The organism is Paenibacillus mellifer (assembly GCF_023195895.1).
In the GTDB taxonomy this organism is placed as follows: Bacteria; Bacillota; Bacilli; order Paenibacillales; family Paenibacillaceae; genus Fontibacillus; species Fontibacillus mellifer.
In genome coordinates this window covers 252,223-269,484 of sequence record NZ_JALPRK010000002.1, presented here as the reverse complement: position 1 = coordinate 269,484, position 17,262 = coordinate 252,223, and the positions used below count along the sequence as shown (strand labels likewise).

21 protein-coding genes are annotated in these 17,262 nt (G+C 52.5%); all 21 read right to left on the bottom strand.

Annotated features, from left to right (window positions below):
- Positions 1-112: 112 nt before the first annotated feature.
- The 21 genes from M0651_RS04020 to rpsA all read right to left on the bottom strand — a co-directional run bounded on the left by M0651_RS04020 (position 113) and on the right by rpsA (position 17,189).
- A complete protein-coding gene (locus tag M0651_RS04020; protein WP_248550547.1) occupies positions 113-946 on the bottom strand; it encodes a CheR family methyltransferase in 834 nt (277 codons plus the stop codon).
- The gene (gene ndk / locus M0651_RS04015) at positions 937-1,380 is read right to left on the bottom strand and encodes a nucleoside-diphosphate kinase (protein ID WP_248550546.1); all 444 of its coding nucleotides are present in this window, start codon (positions 1,378-1,380) and stop codon (positions 937-939) included. The genes M0651_RS04020 and ndk overlap by 10 nt, the downstream gene beginning before the upstream one ends.
- Before the next feature lie 116 nt (positions 1,381-1,496).
- On the bottom strand, positions 1,497-2,471 hold the full coding sequence (locus tag M0651_RS04010) for a polyprenyl synthetase family protein (protein ID WP_248550545.1): 975 nt from the start codon (positions 2,469-2,471) through the stop codon (positions 1,497-1,499).
- Positions 2,468-3,337, bottom strand: a complete 870-nt coding sequence (locus M0651_RS04005; protein WP_248550544.1) for a menaquinone biosynthesis protein — start codon at positions 3,335-3,337, stop codon at positions 2,468-2,470. Before M0651_RS04005 ends, M0651_RS04010 begins: the two co-directional genes overlap by 4 nt.
- Positions 3,318-3,935, bottom strand: a complete 618-nt coding sequence (locus M0651_RS04000) for a UbiX family flavin prenyltransferase (protein WP_248550543.1) — start codon at positions 3,933-3,935, stop codon at positions 3,318-3,320. Before M0651_RS04000 ends, M0651_RS04005 begins: the two co-directional genes overlap by 20 nt.
- The gene (locus tag M0651_RS03995) at positions 3,935-4,807 is read right to left on the bottom strand and encodes a UbiA-like polyprenyltransferase (protein WP_248550542.1); all 873 of its coding nucleotides are present in this window, start codon (positions 4,805-4,807) and stop codon (positions 3,935-3,937) included. The genes M0651_RS04000 and M0651_RS03995 overlap by 1 nt, the downstream gene beginning before the upstream one ends.
- Positions 4,800-5,528: a demethylmenaquinone methyltransferase gene (locus M0651_RS03990; protein ID WP_248550541.1), complete on the bottom strand. Its 729-nt coding sequence runs from the start codon at positions 5,526-5,528 to the stop codon at positions 4,800-4,802. The genes M0651_RS03995 and M0651_RS03990 overlap by 8 nt, the downstream gene beginning before the upstream one ends.
- A 12-nt stretch (positions 5,529-5,540) precedes the next feature.
- A complete protein-coding gene (locus tag M0651_RS03985) occupies positions 5,541-6,413 on the bottom strand; it encodes a heptaprenyl diphosphate synthase component 1 (protein WP_248550540.1) in 873 nt (290 codons plus the stop codon).
- 125 nt (positions 6,414-6,538) lie between these two features.
- The gene (locus tag M0651_RS03980) at positions 6,539-7,078 is read right to left on the bottom strand and encodes a hypothetical protein (RefSeq protein WP_248550539.1); all 540 of its coding nucleotides are present in this window, start codon (positions 7,076-7,078) and stop codon (positions 6,539-6,541) included.
- Positions 7,079-7,188: 110 nt separating this feature from the next.
- Positions 7,189-7,443, bottom strand: a complete 255-nt coding sequence (gene mtrB, locus M0651_RS03975) for a trp RNA-binding attenuation protein MtrB (RefSeq protein ID WP_155605369.1) — start codon at positions 7,441-7,443, stop codon at positions 7,189-7,191.
- A gap of 121 nt (positions 7,444-7,564) precedes the next feature.
- Positions 7,565-7,837 carry a non-specific DNA-binding protein Hbs gene (gene hbs / locus M0651_RS03970; RefSeq protein ID WP_059043418.1) on the bottom strand — a complete coding sequence of 91 codons (273 nt, stop codon included), beginning with the start codon at positions 7,835-7,837 and terminating at the stop codon, positions 7,565-7,567.
- Positions 7,838-8,203: 366 nt separating this feature from the next.
- On the bottom strand, positions 8,204-9,682 hold the full coding sequence (spoIVA, locus tag M0651_RS03965; protein WP_248550623.1) for a stage IV sporulation protein A: 1,479 nt from the start codon (positions 9,680-9,682) through the stop codon (positions 8,204-8,206).
- 427 nt (positions 9,683-10,109) lie between these two features.
- On the bottom strand, positions 10,110-10,796 hold the full coding sequence (locus M0651_RS03960) for a YphF family lipoprotein (protein ID WP_504928344.1): 687 nt from the start codon (positions 10,794-10,796) through the stop codon (positions 10,110-10,112).
- 101 nt (positions 10,797-10,897) lie between these two features.
- On the bottom strand, positions 10,898-11,248 hold the full coding sequence (locus tag M0651_RS03955; RefSeq protein WP_248550538.1) for a 2Fe-2S iron-sulfur cluster-binding protein: 351 nt from the start codon (positions 11,246-11,248) through the stop codon (positions 10,898-10,900).
- A gap of 8 nt (positions 11,249-11,256) precedes the next feature.
- Complete coding sequence (locus M0651_RS03950; protein ID WP_248550537.1) at positions 11,257-11,895, bottom strand: nucleotidyltransferase family protein; 639 nt, start codon at positions 11,893-11,895, stop codon at positions 11,257-11,259.
- A gap of 43 nt (positions 11,896-11,938) precedes the next feature.
- Positions 11,939-12,118, bottom strand: a complete 180-nt coding sequence (locus M0651_RS03945; protein WP_248550536.1) for a DUF2768 family protein — start codon at positions 12,116-12,118, stop codon at positions 11,939-11,941.
- Positions 12,119-12,282: 164 nt separating this feature from the next.
- Entirely contained in the window at positions 12,283-12,555 is a 273-nt protein-coding gene (locus M0651_RS03940; protein WP_248550535.1) for a stage VI sporulation protein F, read from the bottom strand.
- Between the two features lie 230 nt (positions 12,556-12,785).
- Positions 12,786-13,826 (bottom strand): NAD(P)H-dependent glycerol-3-phosphate dehydrogenase, encoded by a 1,041-nt coding sequence (locus M0651_RS03935; RefSeq protein ID WP_248550534.1) that lies wholly within the window; start codon positions 13,824-13,826, stop codon positions 12,786-12,788.
- A complete protein-coding gene (gene plsY, locus M0651_RS03930) occupies positions 13,819-14,430 on the bottom strand; it encodes a glycerol-3-phosphate 1-O-acyltransferase PlsY (RefSeq protein WP_248550533.1) in 612 nt (203 codons plus the stop codon). Before plsY ends, M0651_RS03935 begins: the two co-directional genes overlap by 8 nt.
- A gap of 11 nt (positions 14,431-14,441) precedes the next feature.
- Positions 14,442-15,764, bottom strand: coding sequence for a ribosome biogenesis GTPase Der (gene der / locus M0651_RS03925; protein WP_248550532.1), 1,323 nt, complete (start codon positions 15,762-15,764; stop codon positions 14,442-14,444).
- Between the two features lie 189 nt (positions 15,765-15,953).
- A complete protein-coding gene (gene rpsA / locus M0651_RS03920) occupies positions 15,954-17,189 on the bottom strand; it encodes a 30S ribosomal protein S1 (RefSeq protein WP_248550531.1) in 1,236 nt (411 codons plus the stop codon).
- Between the last annotated feature and the right edge of the window lie 73 nt (positions 17,190-17,262).

Below are 17,262 nucleotides of genomic sequence, written 5' to 3'. Positions count from 1 at the left end.
CCCTCTTCATCCAACCTTCTCGACGCTAAGAAGCCAAAACTTTGGATCGCGAAGTAGTTCGTGAGTAGTGAAACGGCATCGAATCTTGAATTCAGATCTTCGAATCCGTCCCTTACCCTTTCTTGCGGTAGAAGAACGTCTCCGCCGCCTCCAGGTCATATTGGCCGGGCGAGAAGATCTGTTCCGTGCTGCCGACGAACAAGACGCCGCCTGGACGAAGTGCACGTGAAAACTTATGATAAAGCCCTTGTTTTGCTTCCTCCGTAAAGTAAATCATAACGTTGCGGCAAACGATTAGGTCGAAGCCCTCTTCGAACGTATCCAGCAGCAGGTTTTGCTTCTTGAACGTCACGGCTTTCTTCAGCTTGGGATCAAACCGGAACATATGACCCTCCGGTGAAAAATAACGCTCCGCCACCGCTTTCGGCACATCCTTCAGTGAACGCTCCAGATATAACCCTTCCTGAGCTTTGCCCAGCGCTCCGTCGTCAATATCCGTCGCGAGCAGATAAGTGTTCGGCAGAAGCCCCAGATCCGCGAGGATCATCGTCAGGGTATACGGCTCTTCTCCCGTTGAGCAAGCCGCGCTCCACACCCTCAGCTTCGGACGTCCGGCCGCCAGCTCCTGCAGCACCGAATCCCGCAGCACTTCCCAACGGTTAGGGTTACGCCAGAACTCGGACACGTTAATGGTCATCTTGTCCAAAAATTCATAGAATAACGGCTTGTTACTCATCATCGCCGTATAGAAATCCGCAAATGTCGTATAGCCATTCTTGTTGCGTAGCGTCGTCAGACGCCGTTTCATCTGCGCTTCCTTGTATTGCGCTAAATCGATCCCCGTGCTCTTCTTGATGCTGAGGATAAAGCCGAGGTAATCGGGGTCCAGTGTCGTCTCTGCGTTGTCTGCCCGAGGTAGGTCGGGGATCATCCGGTTCAGATCCATGGGCTCACGCTTCTTGTGTACTGCACAAGCTCCTGCGGTGCAAAGAAATTGGCGATTTCCCGCTCCGCGCTTTCCACCCCGTCGGAACCATGAATCAGATTAAACGGCGTATGGGCGGCAAAGTCGCCGCGAATCGTGCCAGGGAGCGCCTCCGTGACTTTCGTTTTGCCGATGACCATACGGGACAAGGTGATAACATCGTCCCCTTCCCACACCATGGCAAATACCGGTCCGGAAGTAATGAAGCCGACGAGCTCGTCAAAGAAAGGTTTGCCCTCGTGCTCTGCGTAATGCTTCTTCGCCTGGGCTTCAGTCACCTGAACCAGCTTGCCTGCGATTAACTGAAAACCTTTATCCTCGAACCGGCTGATGATTCTGCCGACCAACCCGCGTTGCACGCCGTCCGGCTTCACCATTAAAAACGTTCTTTCCATGGTTCCCCTCCCGAAATTATACAGCATCATTTGAGATACGAAGATTCCGGCCTCCCAAGAAGGCGGTTTCACCTGCATTTTACCAGATTCTTACGAAGTCGGTAAAGCGTCAAGATTTAATAGGAGCGTTTATTAACAAACTCCGCGATGTCCTCCAAATGGGAGCGGGCCGCCGATACCGGCAGCTGCTGCAGCGCCTCGAGCGCCTTCGCGATAAAACGGTCTGCCAGCTCCTCTGCTTTTCCAATCCCGGGACTAGTCCGGATCATTTCGATGGCCCGAGATACCTCTCCGCTTCCATCCCCGGCCTGGATGCCGCGGATTTCCCGCAGCAGCGGCTCTCTCAGCCCTGGCTCCTGCAGGGCGAAGAGGACGGGGAGCGTGATATTGCCTTGCCGCATATCGCTGCCCGGAGGTTTCCCAATCGACTTCTCGGTACCAAACAAATCGAGCAGATCATCGCGAATTTGGAAGGCCATACCGACGTTATAACCGTACCGGTACAGAAGAGCGTTCACCTTGTCCGGGGCATCCGCCGCCATCGCTCCCAGCTGGCAGCTGATGGCGATCAGCAGGGCGGTTTTACGGCGAATGCGAAGTAAATAATTGCGTACGCTTTGCTCCGTGTTGAAAAAATCCCGAATCTGTTCCATTTCCCCGATCGACATCTGAACCATCGCTTTGGCCAGAATGCGGTGTATGTATGGATTCCCCAGCTCGGATACCTGCATCAGCGCTTTAGCGTAAATGTAGTCGCCGGTATACATGGCGATCCGGTTATCCCATTTCGACTTGACCGTTGCTTTGCCCCGTCGCGTATCCGCATCATCGATGACATCGTCATGGACAAGGGACGCCGAGTGGATGAGCTCCAGCGGCACTGCAATATATTGCAGTTTCTGCAGATCGTAATTCCCAAACTTCCCGCCAAGCAGCACGAAGATCGGTCGCAGCCGTTTGCCGCCTGCTTTTAGCAGGTGCAGGGACGTTTCGCTCAGCAACTCGTCATCGCCGTCGATGCTCCGGTACAGCTGCCGTTCGATATAATCCATATCTTTTTTTAGTGCACCGAAAATATCCAGTAGTTTCATTCTTTCACCCGTGTCAGCGAATTGTGACTCCAAATCTCCAGCTCTACCTGATGGTCCAGCAGGCCCATTTCGTAGGCATAATCAAAATACAAGGAAAGTCCATGACGGTGCGATTCGTTAAAATCATAACGAATGTTTTGCGTAAAATAATGTCTCCAATAATCCACCGTGCCGCCGATCTCCGCGCAGGCTTTGGCTACGAGCGGGGATACGTCGGTTAAGCTCTTACGTTTGCTATCCACAAAGGCTTCCGTCACTTCGGCCAAATAGTCACCATTGGCTCCGGCGAACTCTCTCTGAACGGCCCAAACCGCAAATGTCATACCATAACCGGTCCATGATTTCCAAACTTCCCCCAAATCGGTGACGATATAACCATGATCCCGCCAGGATGCCTGAATCGCGTGATCGCCGATCAACAGTGCGCCGTCACTTTCGGCCATCATCGCATCCAGGTCAGGTTCGCTGTCCCAGTATTGCGGCTTGCCGTCATAGGCCTTCTCCATGATGATTTTCAACAGGTTCACTGATGTAGCCGAAGTATTCGTAAGCGCGATCCGCCCGTTCGCGATTTGCTCCGGCGGCTTTCGCGTGAATAATAAAATCGAATTCACGGGTCCATTCGAGCTGACCGAAAGATCCGGTAGAAGCAGAAAGCGATCCGAACCATACCCGTAAGCAAAAGAAGACACCGGGGAAATATCGAGCGTGCCGCCGATCATCCGGCGGTTTAGCTTCGAAGGCACCTCGGTGACCAGTTGACTTGCTTGCGGCAGGCGCGTGACGTCGAAATAGTGAAATACGGGCCAAACGTTGCTATATCTGATTTTACCGATGAGGATGTCTTTATTCTCCCTGCTGTTCATCTTGATCCCCCCATCTTCTGAATAACGCGTGCTCAATCCCCAGACTATCGAGCACTTTGCCGACTAGAAACGCGACTAGATCGTCAATCGTCTGCGGCCCGAAATAAAATGCCGGCATCGCTGGAATCATCCGCACACCGAGTCTTGCCAGCTTCAGCATGTTCTCCAGATGGATAGCATGCAGCGGCGTTTCGCGAGGTACCAGCACAAGCGGCCGGCCTTCCTTCAGCATGACGTCGGCTGCCCGTGCGATCAGGTTGTCCGATGTTCCGTTTGCGATCGAAGACAGGGTCCCCATCGAGCAAGGCATCACGATCATACCATGGGTGAGAAAAGAGCCGCTGGCGATGGAGGCACCGATATCGGCAATGGGATGATACACCAGCTTCCCGGGAAGCGCGCCGAAATGTTCTTGCAGCGCAGCCTCTCGGTCGCTCGTGTTCCAGCCCAGTTCTTCCTTGATCACTCGCCACCCTGCATTGGAGACGACGAGATGCACAAGGAAGTTCATGCCTAATAACGTCTCGACCAGCTTCACCCCGTAAATCGAACCGCTGGCTCCTGTAATGCCGACGACGATCATTTTTGCTTTATCCATTAGTTATGACGCACCACCAAATCAATCAATGTGAAGGAAAACACTACGATGCTAAGCACGCCGTTCATGGTAAAAAACGCGGTTTGCAGGCGACTGAGATCGCCAGGGGATACGATATGATGCTCATAAAACAAAATGATATAAGCGATAACCATACCCGCGATGTACCACCAGCCCAAATCTGTCATCAACAGCAAAGCGATGAAACCGATCGCGGTGATGATATGAAACGCTTGAGCGATTTTAAGCGATTTGGCAACTCCAAACCGTACAGGAATGGAATGAAGGCCTTCTTTCGTGTCGAACTCCACATCCTGACAAGCATAGATAATATCAAAACCAGCAATCCAGAACGTAATGGTTGCGAAGAAGACCATCGCTGTCCAGTCAACTTGTCCAGTTACGGCCGCCCACCCGCCAAGCGGGGCCAGGGCGATTGTCAAACCAAGCACAACGTGGCAGAGCCAGGTGAAACGTTTTGTGTACGAATACAATACCAGCATGATGACAGCGATCGGTAACAGCTTAAGCGCCAGTGGATGCAACTCTGCGGCTGCCCAGAATAACAGCGCAAAGGAAGCAATCACGAACAACACCACTTCGCCAATTTTCAGAAGGCCCACCGGAATTGCGCGGTTAGCGGTCCGAGGGTTCTTGGCGTCACTGACCCGGTCGATCAGACGATTCAGGCCCATTGCCGCGCTGCGTGCGCCGAACATAGCCAGCAACACCCAGCCGATCTGTTCCCAAGACGGCAGTACATGGTTAATCGCTTCGGATCCAAGTAACGCACCCATAAAAGCGAATGGCAAGGCAAACACCGTATGTTCAAATTTGATCATTTGCAGGAAAATCACGATTTTCTTAAACATGCTGCGTCTCCTTCGTTCCGATGTGCAAGGCGGCGATCCCGCCGGTTAAAGGATACGCTTCGACTTGGGCTAGCCCCGTCTCACGGAAGACCTCCGCCAACTCCACTCTGCCGGGAAATTGAACGAGGGAATCGGGGAGCCATTTGTACTGCTCATACCGTTTTGCTACTAACTTGCCAAGCATCGGAAGCATTTTCTGAAAGTAAAAGTAATAAAGTCCTTTGAACGGCTGCCAGGTCGGCTTGGACAATTCCAAGCAGATGACCTTGCCTCCGGGTTTCACGACGCGCTGCATTTCCTGCAGCACTTGGCGCAAATCGGGTACGTTCCGCAAACCGAAGCCAATCGTAGCGTAGTCGAACTTATTGTCTTCAAACGGCAGTTCCATCGCATTCCCTTGAATCAAGGAAATCGTCGAATCCATATGGCGTTCACTGACCTTGCGACGACCGTACTCCAGCATCTGTTCGCTAAAGTCCAAGCCAACGATCGGTCCTCCGCTGGCCTCAGCCATACTTATCGTCCAATCGCAGGTGCCACAACACAAATCAAGGGCCGTATCCCCGTGGGACATATTCATTTTGGCCATCGTGAATTTCCGCCACGCTTTGTGGCGTCTGAAGCTGAGCAGGTCGTTCATCATATCGTATTTCGGAGCAATGCTTTCGAATACGGAGTGAACGAACTGTTCTTTGGTCTCGGATGAAGACGATTGACTCATCTGCTTATCTCCCTACCCTTCTTGCACGGAACGGCGTGCCGGCGACAGCACGTTGATAAATGGCTCTAGAATGGATTTGAGCTCAGTTCGTACCGTTTCTTTATTACATTCATGGAGCAGCGATTGAACATGATCCACTGATTGGTGCAGCATGGACATCAACTGTTCCTTCACATTGTATTTCACAAGCATCAGCGTCCAATCGCGCTCACCCACTTTGCGCGCCGACAGCGTATCCTTATCCTCGGAAGACCCTGTTTCCATGATCCGTAAGTAAGCATACCCTCTGCGATCGTGCGGCAGTTCAGAGGAAGCGTGGATTTCATCCAGCATGACCTCGCATCGGCTTAATTCTGCAAGCAGCTTCCGCCACACCTGTTGCACCGACTTGTCCAACAGCTCCGTAAAAGAAAGAAAAAGCCCCATTTTGACATGGACGCATTCCTTGAGGTACTCCTCTGCAGGCAATACCACCTGCTTCAATTTGCTGTACAGCTGGACTTTCATGCGGTTCACCTCACAGATTGCCGAACTCATGAGAGGAACCATATTCGTCTCTCCGGCCCCCGCGAGCAAATGGTAAAATACGCCGCTGAAATAGTCGCCGGCCAGCACCTTGAGCTGACGCGAACGCATCGCCCGCGTTGCTTCGCCGAGTCCGGATGCCAGATCAATTCGGTCATGGGTATCCATCCCTAGCTGCACGAGGAAGGCCGCTAGCGCGCAGGTTTCCGCCGACTCGGGCGACCGGCCCTCCCGCTCGTTTAAAAACGTATAAAGCAAACGAACACGGGGCACCGGAAACTCCGGAAGCGCCGTGTATGCGGTGATCATGTCATAACTGACATATTTATTAGCCAATTCTGTTATGCGATAAGGTTTCATCCTTTGCCTCCGAGCCGCTGATCTTTCAGTAATAAAGCTGTCACAATCTTGTCTATTATAGCATATGTTATTTCACTGCGCACAGAGGCTAGACGTGAATTCGACACATCGAACAATCAAGTGTCCTACTCTTCAAGAAAACGCGATTTCCATAGCCGGGTTTCCGTCACCCGCATCCGCAGCCGCAGGGCTTCAGGCAACTCCCCGCTCCCGGCATGCCGCAGCGCGTTCAACTCCTCCGCCGAGAATTCGCTTCGTCTGACATCAGCGGCCAAGAGCAGATATTGGGTACCGAGCCAGCGGTCCTCAGCCATCATGCGAAGCAGCAGTTGGTCGATATTACTCGTGTGTTCGAAAGCAAATGAGATCATTTCGGCCATTCCCCGGTAAACCTCAACAGTACTCATCCGATCTCCTTCGACTTTCAGGTCGATGGACAAAATGTTCCGGTTCAGCTCGACCTTAGCGATCGGCAACGGAAGCTGCAGCGGGTCCAAGGCGTCCACCAGGTTGTCGTCGTTCAACTCCATCGGTGAAGGCCCGGCAAACACGGTGGTCGATTGCCGCGGTTGGGCTGGGTGTTCGCTGAGCCAAGCCACGCCCGCCATGGCCAGCGCACAGCCGAATGTAAGCAGTATAGCCCGAATGGTTAACTTTCGTTTCATGGGGCACTCCCCCTTCAGGTACACTCGGACAGCGGAGTCCCCCTGTCCAAGAGTTTCTTATACCCCATTCTACATAGAAAAAAAGCAGGCTATGCCTGCAGAATAGAAAATCATTCTTCCGTATCGATCATCCCGTGTTTCGTATAAACGAGTGCTTTGCCGCGAACCTTGACTGCCGACGTGTGGTCGGTAAATTGGGCGATGAGCACCTCGCCCTTGTCCAATTTCTCAGTGTGGTGAAACCGCGTATCCTTCCCCCGGGTCAACCCGATGACCGTAACGCCTTGCTCCTTGGCCTTGACCACGAAATAGTCACCGCTTGTGGTTGTCGCTTGATCGTTTCCGCCGCTGTGCTGGTTATCCATGATGGCTGCGCCTCTCCCTTCGTCATTTGACAGACTGCTCTCCATCTACGCCTCCCGCGAAAAGAAAAAGCCGTGAACGAGAAGCCCACGGTCTTTTGCACGGAAAGATATGTAGAAATCTTTATTTAATTCCGTCTTTGAGCGCTTTACCTGGTTTGAAAGCAGGGATCTTGCTCGCAGGGATTTCGATTTCCTCTCCGGTTTGCGGGTTGCGGCCTTTGCGTGCGGAACGCTCGCGTACTTCAAAGTTGCCGAAGCCGACCAGTTGAACTTTGTCTCCGTTTTGCAGCGCTTCGGAAATCGCTTCGAAAACGGCGTCAACCGCTTTAGTTGCGTCTTTCTTGGAAAGCTCAGTGCTTTCGGCTACTTGAGAAATCAAATCGGATTTGTTCATGTGTGATTCACCTCCCCACTACGGAAAATAATACCACTTGCTATTTGTGTTTCCGTTTTACCGCAGAATATACGTGATTTAAGCAATTCAATACGTACAAATTCCCCAAAAAAGCGATAAAATCGCGCTTTCCGGGGGCGCGGAACAAATTTATAGTAATACAGCCTATACATAATTTCAAGCTATTTCAAGGCTTCTCGGCGATTTTTCCTCATTTCGCACTATAAAATGGGAGAATCCGTCCCTCAAACCACAAAACAACCGCACGCAGCTAGGATCAGCATGCGCGCGGTCATTGAGGAGGAATTGCCAAGAATTAAGAGTTTCAATCAGGTTAAAAAGTCGGCTTTTCAGCACCGAGAAGGTCTATAGAATGATGGCGATGAGGCCGCCGGAGCCTTCGTTAATGATCCGTCCCAGCGTTTCCTGCAGCTTGTAGCGGGCGTTATCCGGCATCATAGCGATCTTGCCTTGGATGCCTTCGCGCACGATGGAGTGCAGGGAACGGCCGAAAATATCGGACTCCCAAATCTTGATCGGATCGTTCTCGAAATCTTGCATCAGATAGCGGACGAGCTCTTCGCTTTGCTTTTCGGTCCCGATGATCGGCGCAAACTCCGACTCGACGTCGACGCGGATCATATGAATCGAAGGTGCTGTCGCCTTCAGCCTTACGCCGAAGCGGGAACCTTGGCGAATGAGCTCTGGCTCATCCAGCGCCATTTCCGCCAGCGTAGGTGCGGCGATGCCATAACCAGTCGTTTTGACCATTTCAAGCGCTTCGGCGAACCGGTCGTATTCCCGTTTGGCATGCGTAAACTCCTGCATCAGCTGCAGCAAATGGTCCTTCCCGCGGATTTCTACACCAACCACTTCCATCAGGATGCGATCGTATAAATCATCCGGTGCATACAAATCGATCTCGGCTACACCTTGACCCATATTGAGTCCGCTGAGTCCGGCCCGATCGATGAAATCGTATTCCATGAAATTTCCGACGACTCGGTCCACATCGCGCAAACGGCGAATGTCCTTGACCGTATCGCGGACGGAGTTCTCATAATTGCTGCGCAGCCAGTGATTCTCGTTCAGCACCATAACCCAGCTAGGCAGATTGACGTTAACTTCGTGTACTGGGAATTCATATAGAACTTCCCGGAGAACGCCGGTCACGTCTTCTTCCGTCATCGTTGCCGCACTAAGCGTAATGACCGGAATATCATACTTAGCGGCCAACTCGCCGCGAAGCTGCTGTGCCTCATCGCTGTTCGGCCGGGTCGAGTTGATCACCAGCACAAACGGCTTGCCGACCTCCTTCAATTCGGCGATAACCCGCTCCTCAGACTCTACATAAGAATAACGCGGAATATCGGCGATCGTTCCATCGGTTGTCACAACGACACCTAGGGTGGAGTGCTCCTGAATCACTTTGCGCGTCCCGATTTCCGCCGCTTCCTGGAACGGAATCGGTTCTTCAAACCATGGCGTGGAAATCATCCGTGGTCCGTTTTCGTCCTCGTAGCCTTTTGCGCCTTCCACGGCGTATCCGACGCAGTCCACGAGTCTTACGTTGACCTCGAGCCCTTCAGCCACCTTGATTTGCACCGCATTGTTCGGGACGAACTTCGGTTCGGTTGTCATGATGGTTTTGCCGGCGGCGCTTTGCGGAAGTTCATCTACCGCGCGGACCCGATCGGCTTCGTTTGCGATGTTCGGGAGAACGACCGTTTCCATGAAACGCTTAATAAAGGTCGATTTCCCGGTACGGACCGCACCGACGACTCCCAAATAAATGTCGCCTCCGGTTCGTTCGGCAATGTCCTTAAAAATGTCTACTTTCTCCAATACCAATGATATCCCCTCCTCAAATTTCGCCGAAGGAAAAATGCCCCGTGAGCATCCGCTTCGTGATTCACCATGATTTTGGGCTTCGCTGCTACGGCAGGAGCGGCAGCCCCTCTTGCCCGTGTCCGCCGCCGCAAACCTGTGGAAGGAACCTGAACGAAGCGGCGTAAACTCGTACATGCATTTGGACTAGTAACATCTTATGTACCAGATGCGAGAATATGACGGTTAATACCGTCCAAGCCCGTTTTTTTTGCGAGGCCGCTCATTCAACCCGAACAAGGCGGGCACTTAACCGCCATACTCCCATTTGTATGAGTCTATCGGAAAAAGTATGACGCTCCCGGAGAAAGGAAGAACAAAAGCTGCGAAATTCGGTACAATAGCAAAAAGAAGCCTTCCGGAAAGAATCCGAAAGACTTCTTCATTAGCTGACGTCTGGAACCGGTTCACTCCCGGTCCAACGGTAAGGCAGTGACTTCACCGGAACAAACGCCGAGCGGTCCGTAAGCCAAGTTCGCAAGTCCTCATCCCCCTGCGGGGTCTTGCCGGACTGATCGATAGCCTGCATGATATCGAAGGCATAATCCACATATACGTTGCCCTCCGCATCCATCAGGAAGGGGAGCGTCTCCCCGGAGTAGACGCTGGGTAAGGCTAAGCTCTCGGCTTGCAGCAAAGGCAGGTCAACGGTATATAAGCCCGGATAAGCCTCCTCGCCAGCCTTACTCGGCAGAGCACCTCCGTGACTCGATTGGTAGCTTAACACTTTCCGCTGTACGTCGTTTACTTTCTGCATCGTGCTTAAATCCATAACTTTGACTGTGGGGTTGGTTTCCTCATCGATAACGAGAAAATAAACACTCCCGCCCTGCTCAAAAACCGCCGCCGGGAGTTCCTCCAAGTAGCCCCCTCGCTTCAATTGGTCCAAGTCGATACGATATTTCTCATACCGCGGAGTCTCCTCCCCGGCCGTAATCATTGGCAGAATCCCCTTATCCTCCTGAAAGCGGTCCAAAGCCCGCTGTATGCGGTCCACGCTCTCCGTATATGAAATGGGGCCACCCACCTGCCTGTCCCCTCGATACAAACACCCAGATAACAGGAAAGTCATCATCATCGCTAAAATGACTACCAAAAGCGCCGACCTCACGCGATTCGGTTTCAAACGAATTAAATTCATCATGTTGTAATCCTCACTTATCCCCTTCGTACTTACCATAACCCCTCGTCTTCCCGCTGTCGTTCCAGTTGCTTGCGTATCGCCGCTTTAAGCGGGTCCTCCGGCAGCCGCACGGCCACTTCCCCACGAACCCCCGCCTGGCATGCCAATCGAACCCCCTGCTCTAGCAGAGGGCCTAGCTTGCGGCGCTCCGCATCGCTGGGCGGCGATAACGCGGCAGCCTGCTCCGGATCGACCTGAATTTTACACATCAAGCACCCGGCATTCCCCCCGCAGCGGGTTGCGATATGGACTTTCGCCTCGCGTGCAGCACGGAGCACGCTGGTGCCCGGCCGGACCTGAATGGTTTTCCCTAACGGCAGAAACGTGATTCGCCCTACCATGACGCGCCTTAAGCTTCCCCGCCGCGATATTCCCGCCAAGGCCGGGAGAGCAGCGGTTGATCCAACAGCTCCGCCATACGTCCGATCAAATCAGCCGACCACTCATTTCGTGTCAGCAACTCGTCCAACAGCGCCAGGTGCCGACCCGGCGCCTGGCGAATCCTACCTGCGATCGGAAGATAGCGATCCGGACGCTCCCGCAAGAGATTAAACACCAACTCATGAGCTAACGGCATAACCGCAAAAGTTGTGTCCCGAATTGTCACACGCTGAGCCGCCCGCGCCAATAACACCCCAACTTCGGTCCGGTAATATGCTCCAGAAGTATGGACCTCAAATCCGCCTACCAGCTCCACCGTTGACTCCTCAATGCGGTAGTGGCTTAAATGTGAGGTGTATAACCCACTCCGATCATGTCGCGGTTCATCTGTCGCAAACCGCTGTAGCTTCTCGTGCAGTTGGCCAGCGGTCGCGAGATCGGCATAGATATCGATATCCCGTGGTGCCGCCGCGAGCGTAACTCCTTGCAGCCACAATCCGCAGCTGCCACCCAGCAGCCAGGCGCCGTCTACCTCCTCACAGCTAGCGGCGAGTTTGCATAATGCCTCCGTTAATGCGGCATATGCCTTGCTTTCTTGCTGTTGCATATATCTTCCTCTTCTCTTGGGTTCCGTGGTGTGAAGGTACCTTTCAAGTAATCGACACAAGCCCGGTCAAGAAACCCGCCAACATAATAAAAAAGGCGAGCAGCGATAAAATTCCCCGGACGATCCCTCTCGTTTTCGTTCGGGCAAATGTGATCAAAAAGACCGAAATCCCCATGATCAACACCGCCGCGATCGACAACCACATCTTCGTCATTGCATCCATGTGTTCGAATCTCCTAATATTTTTTTGCTTTAATATGATCCATATTATAGCATTATGCCGCTATTCAGGCTACGTCCCCCCAGGATTTGCAAAGCGGGCTCAAACTAAATAAAGCCCCGCGGCAAATGACCGCAGAGCTTAGGGGCAACAAGGATAACACTCGATTATTTTTTGATCATTAATTTCATCAAGGCTTCCATATTGGATGGATTCATGCCGCTCTTTTTTACGGCGTTCACAATCTCCTGAATCGTGTTCTCCGACACGGGGACTTTCGCCATCGTAGATACCTGCTTAATCAGCTTCCGCAGCTCGGCTTCATTTTGCATCGTCGACGGTTTAACGGTGCTGGCCAGCTTTTTGACCGAACCTTCCGAGATGGCTTTACCCGCCTTTTTGTTGATGGCATTCAGGGCCTCTTTGGATATTTTGCTCACGCTTTCGCCTCCTCCGCTGTCCTCTTCAACCAATGTATGAGGAGGCGCTAGCAAAGGTGATATCCCGCATCCAAAACGGGCTCATCACGAGTCCGCTTCACTGGGACTGAGTAGCGGAGCGTAGGTAGACCTACGTGAGCAACGGAAGGCCCGGCTGAATTCAAGATTCGACGCCGAATCCGCTTCTGTGCATACGCTTCGTGATCAAAAGACGACTTTTGAACTTCCTATCAAGTGTGCCATTGTTCCCAGGTTTCTAGGGACATGACTTCCATCTCCGTTTTCCGGTCACGCCCCATCAGCGCCTCAACCGCGGTGCGTGGATCCAGACCTTCGAACAGGACATGATATAACTGTGCGGCAATCGGCATTTGCACCTGATATTTCTCAGAGATGGCGTGTGCGGCCTTCGTAGTACGGATGCCTTCCACCACCATGCCCATCTGGCTTAACACGGTTTCCAGCGGCTTACCTTCGCCTAACATAAACCCGGCTCTCCAATTGCGGCTATGTCGGCTGGTCGCAGTTACGACAAGGTCGCCGATCCCGGCCAACCCAGCGAACGTCAGCGGATTGGCCCCCATTTCAACGCCGACCCGAGTAATTTCGGCGAGTCCGCGAGTAAGCAGCGCTGCCTTAGCGTTGTCCCCGTAGCCCAAACCGTCGGACATCCCTGCGCCAAGTGCGATGATGTTCTTTAGTGCTCCGGCGAGTTCTACTCCCACCATATCCCGGTTCGTGTATACCCGGAAATAAGGGTTCATGAACAGGTCCTGCGCCAGCTCCGCCTGGGCTGCGATTTGGGAAGCTACGACCACCGTAGTTGGGCAGCGGTTAACCACTTCCTCTGCATGGCTCGGCCCGGACAATACAACGATCCGTCCCTCATCACAGCCGAGCTCCTCGGCAATCACTGTCGATATCCGCTTCATACTTTCGATCTCGAAACCTTTGGTGGCGTGCACCACCAGCATATCCTCGTGCCAGAAGGGCTTTAACGCCCGCGCCACCTCGCGTGCGGCCGAAGACGGCGTGACCATCACTACAGCTTTCGCCCCGCGAACCGCTGCCTCCAGATCAGTAGTTGCGGCCAGCCGTGGCGAGAGATCGACTCCGGGCAAAAACCGCTCATTCCGGTGTTTCGTATTGATTTCCTCTTGCTGTACTACATTACGTGTCCACAAGGCGACTTCCATGTCTTTGTCGGCGAGCACGCTGGCAAGTGCCGTTCCCCAACTGCCCGCCACCAGCACGGCGGCTTTATTAGACAACGCGATCTCCTCCTTTGGAACCCAGCTTATTTTCTTTGCCGTGCACGATTTTCACGATATTCGTGCGATGTCTCCAGAAAGCGAATACGCAGATAATGAGACTCGTCCAGAAATAAGGGCCGAATTCGCCGGAGACCGCCAGAAAAATAGGTGTCAAGAAGACGAAGATTAGCGAACCGAGCGAGACATACCGAGTAATAACGATCGATAATATCGCGATAATCCCCGCGTACAACGCAGGGAAGAAAAACAAGGTGGCCATCACGCCAATCGTCGTGGCGATCCCTTTCCCGCCGCGAAAACGGAAATACACGGGCCAATTGTGACCTATGATAGCCGCGATACCGCTCAGCGCCGCCGTCCATTCTACGCCGTCGCCTAGCCAGCGACCGATCCATACGGCAGCGATGCCCTTCAGGACGTCAAGTGCCAGAACGAGAATCGCCGGGCCTTTGCCGAGTACGCGAAGCGTGTTCGTCGCCCCTGCGTTTCCGCTGCCATGCTGACGAATATCGATGCCTTTCAAAGCCTTTGCCAACACCACACTAAAGCTGATCGAACCAAGCATGTAACAAAGAATTACAGCAATGACGGGTAAAATCACCTTATTCTCCCCTAACCTTCATCAGACTTACGCCGCGTAAATAACCGAATTGGCGTTCCTTCGAAATCGAATGCGGCCCGAATCTTATTCTCCAAATACCTTTCATAGGAGAAATGCATCAGTTCCGGATCGTTAACGAACACCACAATCGTTGGCGGTTTGACCGCGACTTGCGTCACATAATTAATCCGCATACGCCGACCTTTATCCGTAGGCGGAGGATTGATCGCAATTGCATCGGACACCACATCATTCAACAGATGGGTTTGGACGCGTTTCGAATGTTGATCCGCCACATGCTGAACGACCGGCAGCAGTTTATGTAAGCGCTGCTTCGTTTTGGCCGACAAAAAGACGACCGGTGCGTACGTCATGAACAAGAAGTGATCGCGAATCTTTTGCTCAAATTGGTGCATGGTTTTATCGTCTTTCTCGACTACATCCCACTTATTGACGACGAAAAGAGAAGCCTTACCCGCTTCATAAGCATATCCGGCGATATGCTTATCCTGCTCAATGATCCCCTCTTCGCCGTTGATCAGCACCAGCACCACGTCCGCCCGCTCAATCGCCTTCATCGCGCGCATGACGCTGTACTTCTCCGTTGTTTCGTAAACCTTGCCACGCTTGCGCATCCCCGCGGTATCAATGAGGACGTACCGCTGGCCATCTTTCTCGAAAGGCGTATCGATCGCATCACGAGTGGTCCCGGCGATATCGCTGACAATGACCCGCTCTTCACCGAGAATCGCATTCACCAGCGAGGACTTCCCGACGTTCGGCCGGCCAATCAGAGCGACACGGATCACATCTTCGTCGTACTCGTCATCCGCCAGCTCCGGCAGATTGTCAGCAATCGCGTCAAGCAGGTCGCCAACGCCGGTACCATGGCTCCCCGAGACCCCAATCGGATCCCCAAAACCCAAGTTATAAAACTCATAAATGTTGTCGATCCGGCCGATGTTATCCACTTTATTAACGGCAACGATAACCGGCTTACCCGACCGATAGAGCAAATTGGCAACCTCTTCATCCGATGAAGTCACTCCGGCCTTGGCGTCGCACATAAATACGATGACGTCCGCCTCTTCGATGGCCAGTTCGGCTTGCATCCGGATCGACTTTAAAATCGGCTCCTCGTCGTCGAGCTCAATCCCCCCGGTATCAATGATGCTGAACGGTTTCCCGTTCCATTCCGAAGCGCCGTAAATCCGATCTCGCGTGATCCCCGGCTTGTCTTCTACAATCGCCAGACGGTCTCCAATAATTCGGTTAAAGATCGTGGATTTCCCTACGTTCGGCCGCCCAACTATAGCCACAACGGGTCTTGCCATAGACATCCCTCCTAATTCGTTTTATTCAACTGCATGTTCTTATTCCTCTATATAGGTTTCACTCGTTTATATACGAATACACGTTAATCATCATAGCAAAAAAACGTTTACTTGGCTAACTGGATCAACAACAAAAACGGCGAACCCGCTTCTTCAGGGTCCGCCGATGTTCAAGCCACAAAAACCTGATTATTTCAGTTTGCTGAGCTTGTCGCCGAAGCGCTCGCCCAAAGTGATGCTCAAGCCTTGGTTGCTCAGCGATACGTTAGGGTTGTCGCCCAAGTCTTCTTTTCTCACGCTGCTGCCTTTGGAAGGTCTTTCGCTCTTTGGTGCAGGAGCAGGAGCTTCCTCCGTTTCCTTGATGCTAAGGCTAACGCGTTTTTCGCTAGGGTTTACGTCCAGCACTTTCACCTGTACCGTTTGACCCTCTTTCAGTACCTCATGTGGAGTACCGATATGTTTATGCGAAATTTGAGAGATATGAACAAGTCCTTCTACCCCTGGCGCGATCTCCACGAAAGCACCGAAGTTCACTAGACGTCTTACTTCGCCGCTAACGATGTCGCCGGTATGGAATTGTTCGGCTGCAGTATCCCAAGGACCAGGTTGCGCCGCTTTGATGGAGAGGCTGATTTTGCCTTTCTCCGGATCGACTTTAAGAACCTTTACCTTCACTTTGTCGCCTTCGGACAAGACGTCAGCCGGTTTGTCGACATGATTCCAAGCGATTTCGGATACGTGAACCAATCCGTCTACGCCGCCTACGTCAACAAAAGCACCGAATTGAGTCAAGCGTTGTACTGTACCTTCCAGCACTTGGCCTTCCTTCAAATCGCCCATGAGTTTCAGCTTGTTTGCTTCGAACTCTTCATCAAGAACATCTTTTTGGGAAAGGATCACTTTGTTGTTCTCGCGGTCGAGTTCTTTCACTTTCACGCGCAACATACGGCCTTTATAGTCGCTGAAATCCTCGACGAAATGACGTTCCACCATCGATGCCGGAATGAAGCCGCGAACGCCTACATCAGCGACAATCCCGCCTTTAACGACGTCAGCCACAGTCACTTCGAACGTTTCGCCGCTTTCGAACTTCTTCTCCAGTTCTTCCCAAGCGTTCTCGCTGTCGATGGCGCGTTTGGAAAGCACCAGGCGCTCCTTCTCGTCGTCGATGCTGACCACTTTCGTTTCTACTTCCTGACCGACCGCAACCGCATCAGCTGCGTTGTCCAGGTGTACGGAGGACAGCTCGCGGATAGGAATAACACCGTCGTATTTATATCCAATGCTTACATAAGCTTGGTTATCTTCGATTTTGACGATCGTTCCTTTGACGGTGTCCCCTTTTTTCAAAGAGACGATTTGTTCCATCTCATTCTGGCTTGCGATTTCCGCAGCTTCTTGAACATTTTTTGTTTCTTCCGACATGTCAATAACCTCCTCAATTCAAAAACCCATTTATTTAAACCCGCCCAAAGGTTGTTCAAAAAGTCAGCTTGGG

Coding starts and splice junctions, on each gene's coding strand:
- M0651_RS03945 (WP_248550536.1), bottom strand. CDS start 12,118: ATGGATGCAATGACGAAGATGTGGTTGTCGATCGCGGCGGTGTTGATC.
- rpsA (WP_248550531.1), bottom strand. CDS start 17,189: ATGTCGGAAGAAACAAAAAATGTTCAAGAAGCTGCGGAAATCGCAAGC.
- ndk (WP_248550546.1), bottom strand. CDS start 1,380: ATGGAAAGAACGTTTTTAATGGTGAAGCCGGACGGCGTGCAACGCGGG.
- M0651_RS03990 (WP_248550541.1), bottom strand. CDS start 5,528: ATGAGTCAATCGTCTTCATCCGAGACCAAAGAACAGTTCGTTCACTCC.
- M0651_RS03950 (WP_248550537.1), bottom strand. CDS start 11,895: ATGCAACAGCAAGAAAGCAAGGCATATGCCGCATTAACGGAGGCATTA.
- M0651_RS04010 (WP_248550545.1), bottom strand. CDS start 2,471: ATGAAACTACTGGATATTTTCGGTGCACTAAAAAAAGATATGGATTAT.
- M0651_RS04020 (WP_248550547.1), bottom strand. CDS start 946: ATGGATCTGAACCGGATGATCCCCGACCTACCTCGGGCAGACAACGCA.
- der (WP_248550532.1), bottom strand. CDS start 15,764: ATGGCAAGACCCGTTGTGGCTATAGTTGGGCGGCCGAACGTAGGGAAA.
- mtrB (WP_155605369.1), bottom strand. CDS start 7,443: ATGGATAACCAGCACAGCGGCGGAAACGATCAAGCGACAACCACAAGC.
- M0651_RS03995 (WP_248550542.1), bottom strand. CDS start 4,807: ATGTTTAAGAAAATCGTGATTTTCCTGCAAATGATCAAATTTGAACAT.
- M0651_RS04005 (WP_248550544.1), bottom strand. CDS start 3,337: ATGAACAGCAGGGAGAATAAAGACATCCTCATCGGTAAAATCAGATAT.
- M0651_RS03955 (WP_248550538.1), bottom strand. CDS start 11,248: ATGGTAGGGCGAATCACGTTTCTGCCGTTAGGGAAAACCATTCAGGTC.
- M0651_RS03985 (WP_248550540.1), bottom strand. CDS start 6,413: ATGAAACCTTATCGCATAACAGAATTGGCTAATAAATATGTCAGTTAT.
- M0651_RS03980 (WP_248550539.1), bottom strand. CDS start 7,078: ATGAAACGAAAGTTAACCATTCGGGCTATACTGCTTACATTCGGCTGT.
- M0651_RS04000 (WP_248550543.1), bottom strand. CDS start 3,935: ATGGATAAAGCAAAAATGATCGTCGTCGGCATTACAGGAGCCAGCGGT.
- hbs (WP_059043418.1), bottom strand. CDS start 7,837: ATGAACAAATCCGATTTGATTTCTCAAGTAGCCGAAAGCACTGAGCTT.
- M0651_RS03960 (WP_504928344.1), bottom strand. CDS start 10,796: ATGACTTTCCTGTTATCTGGGTGTTTGTATCGAGGGGACAGGCAGGTG.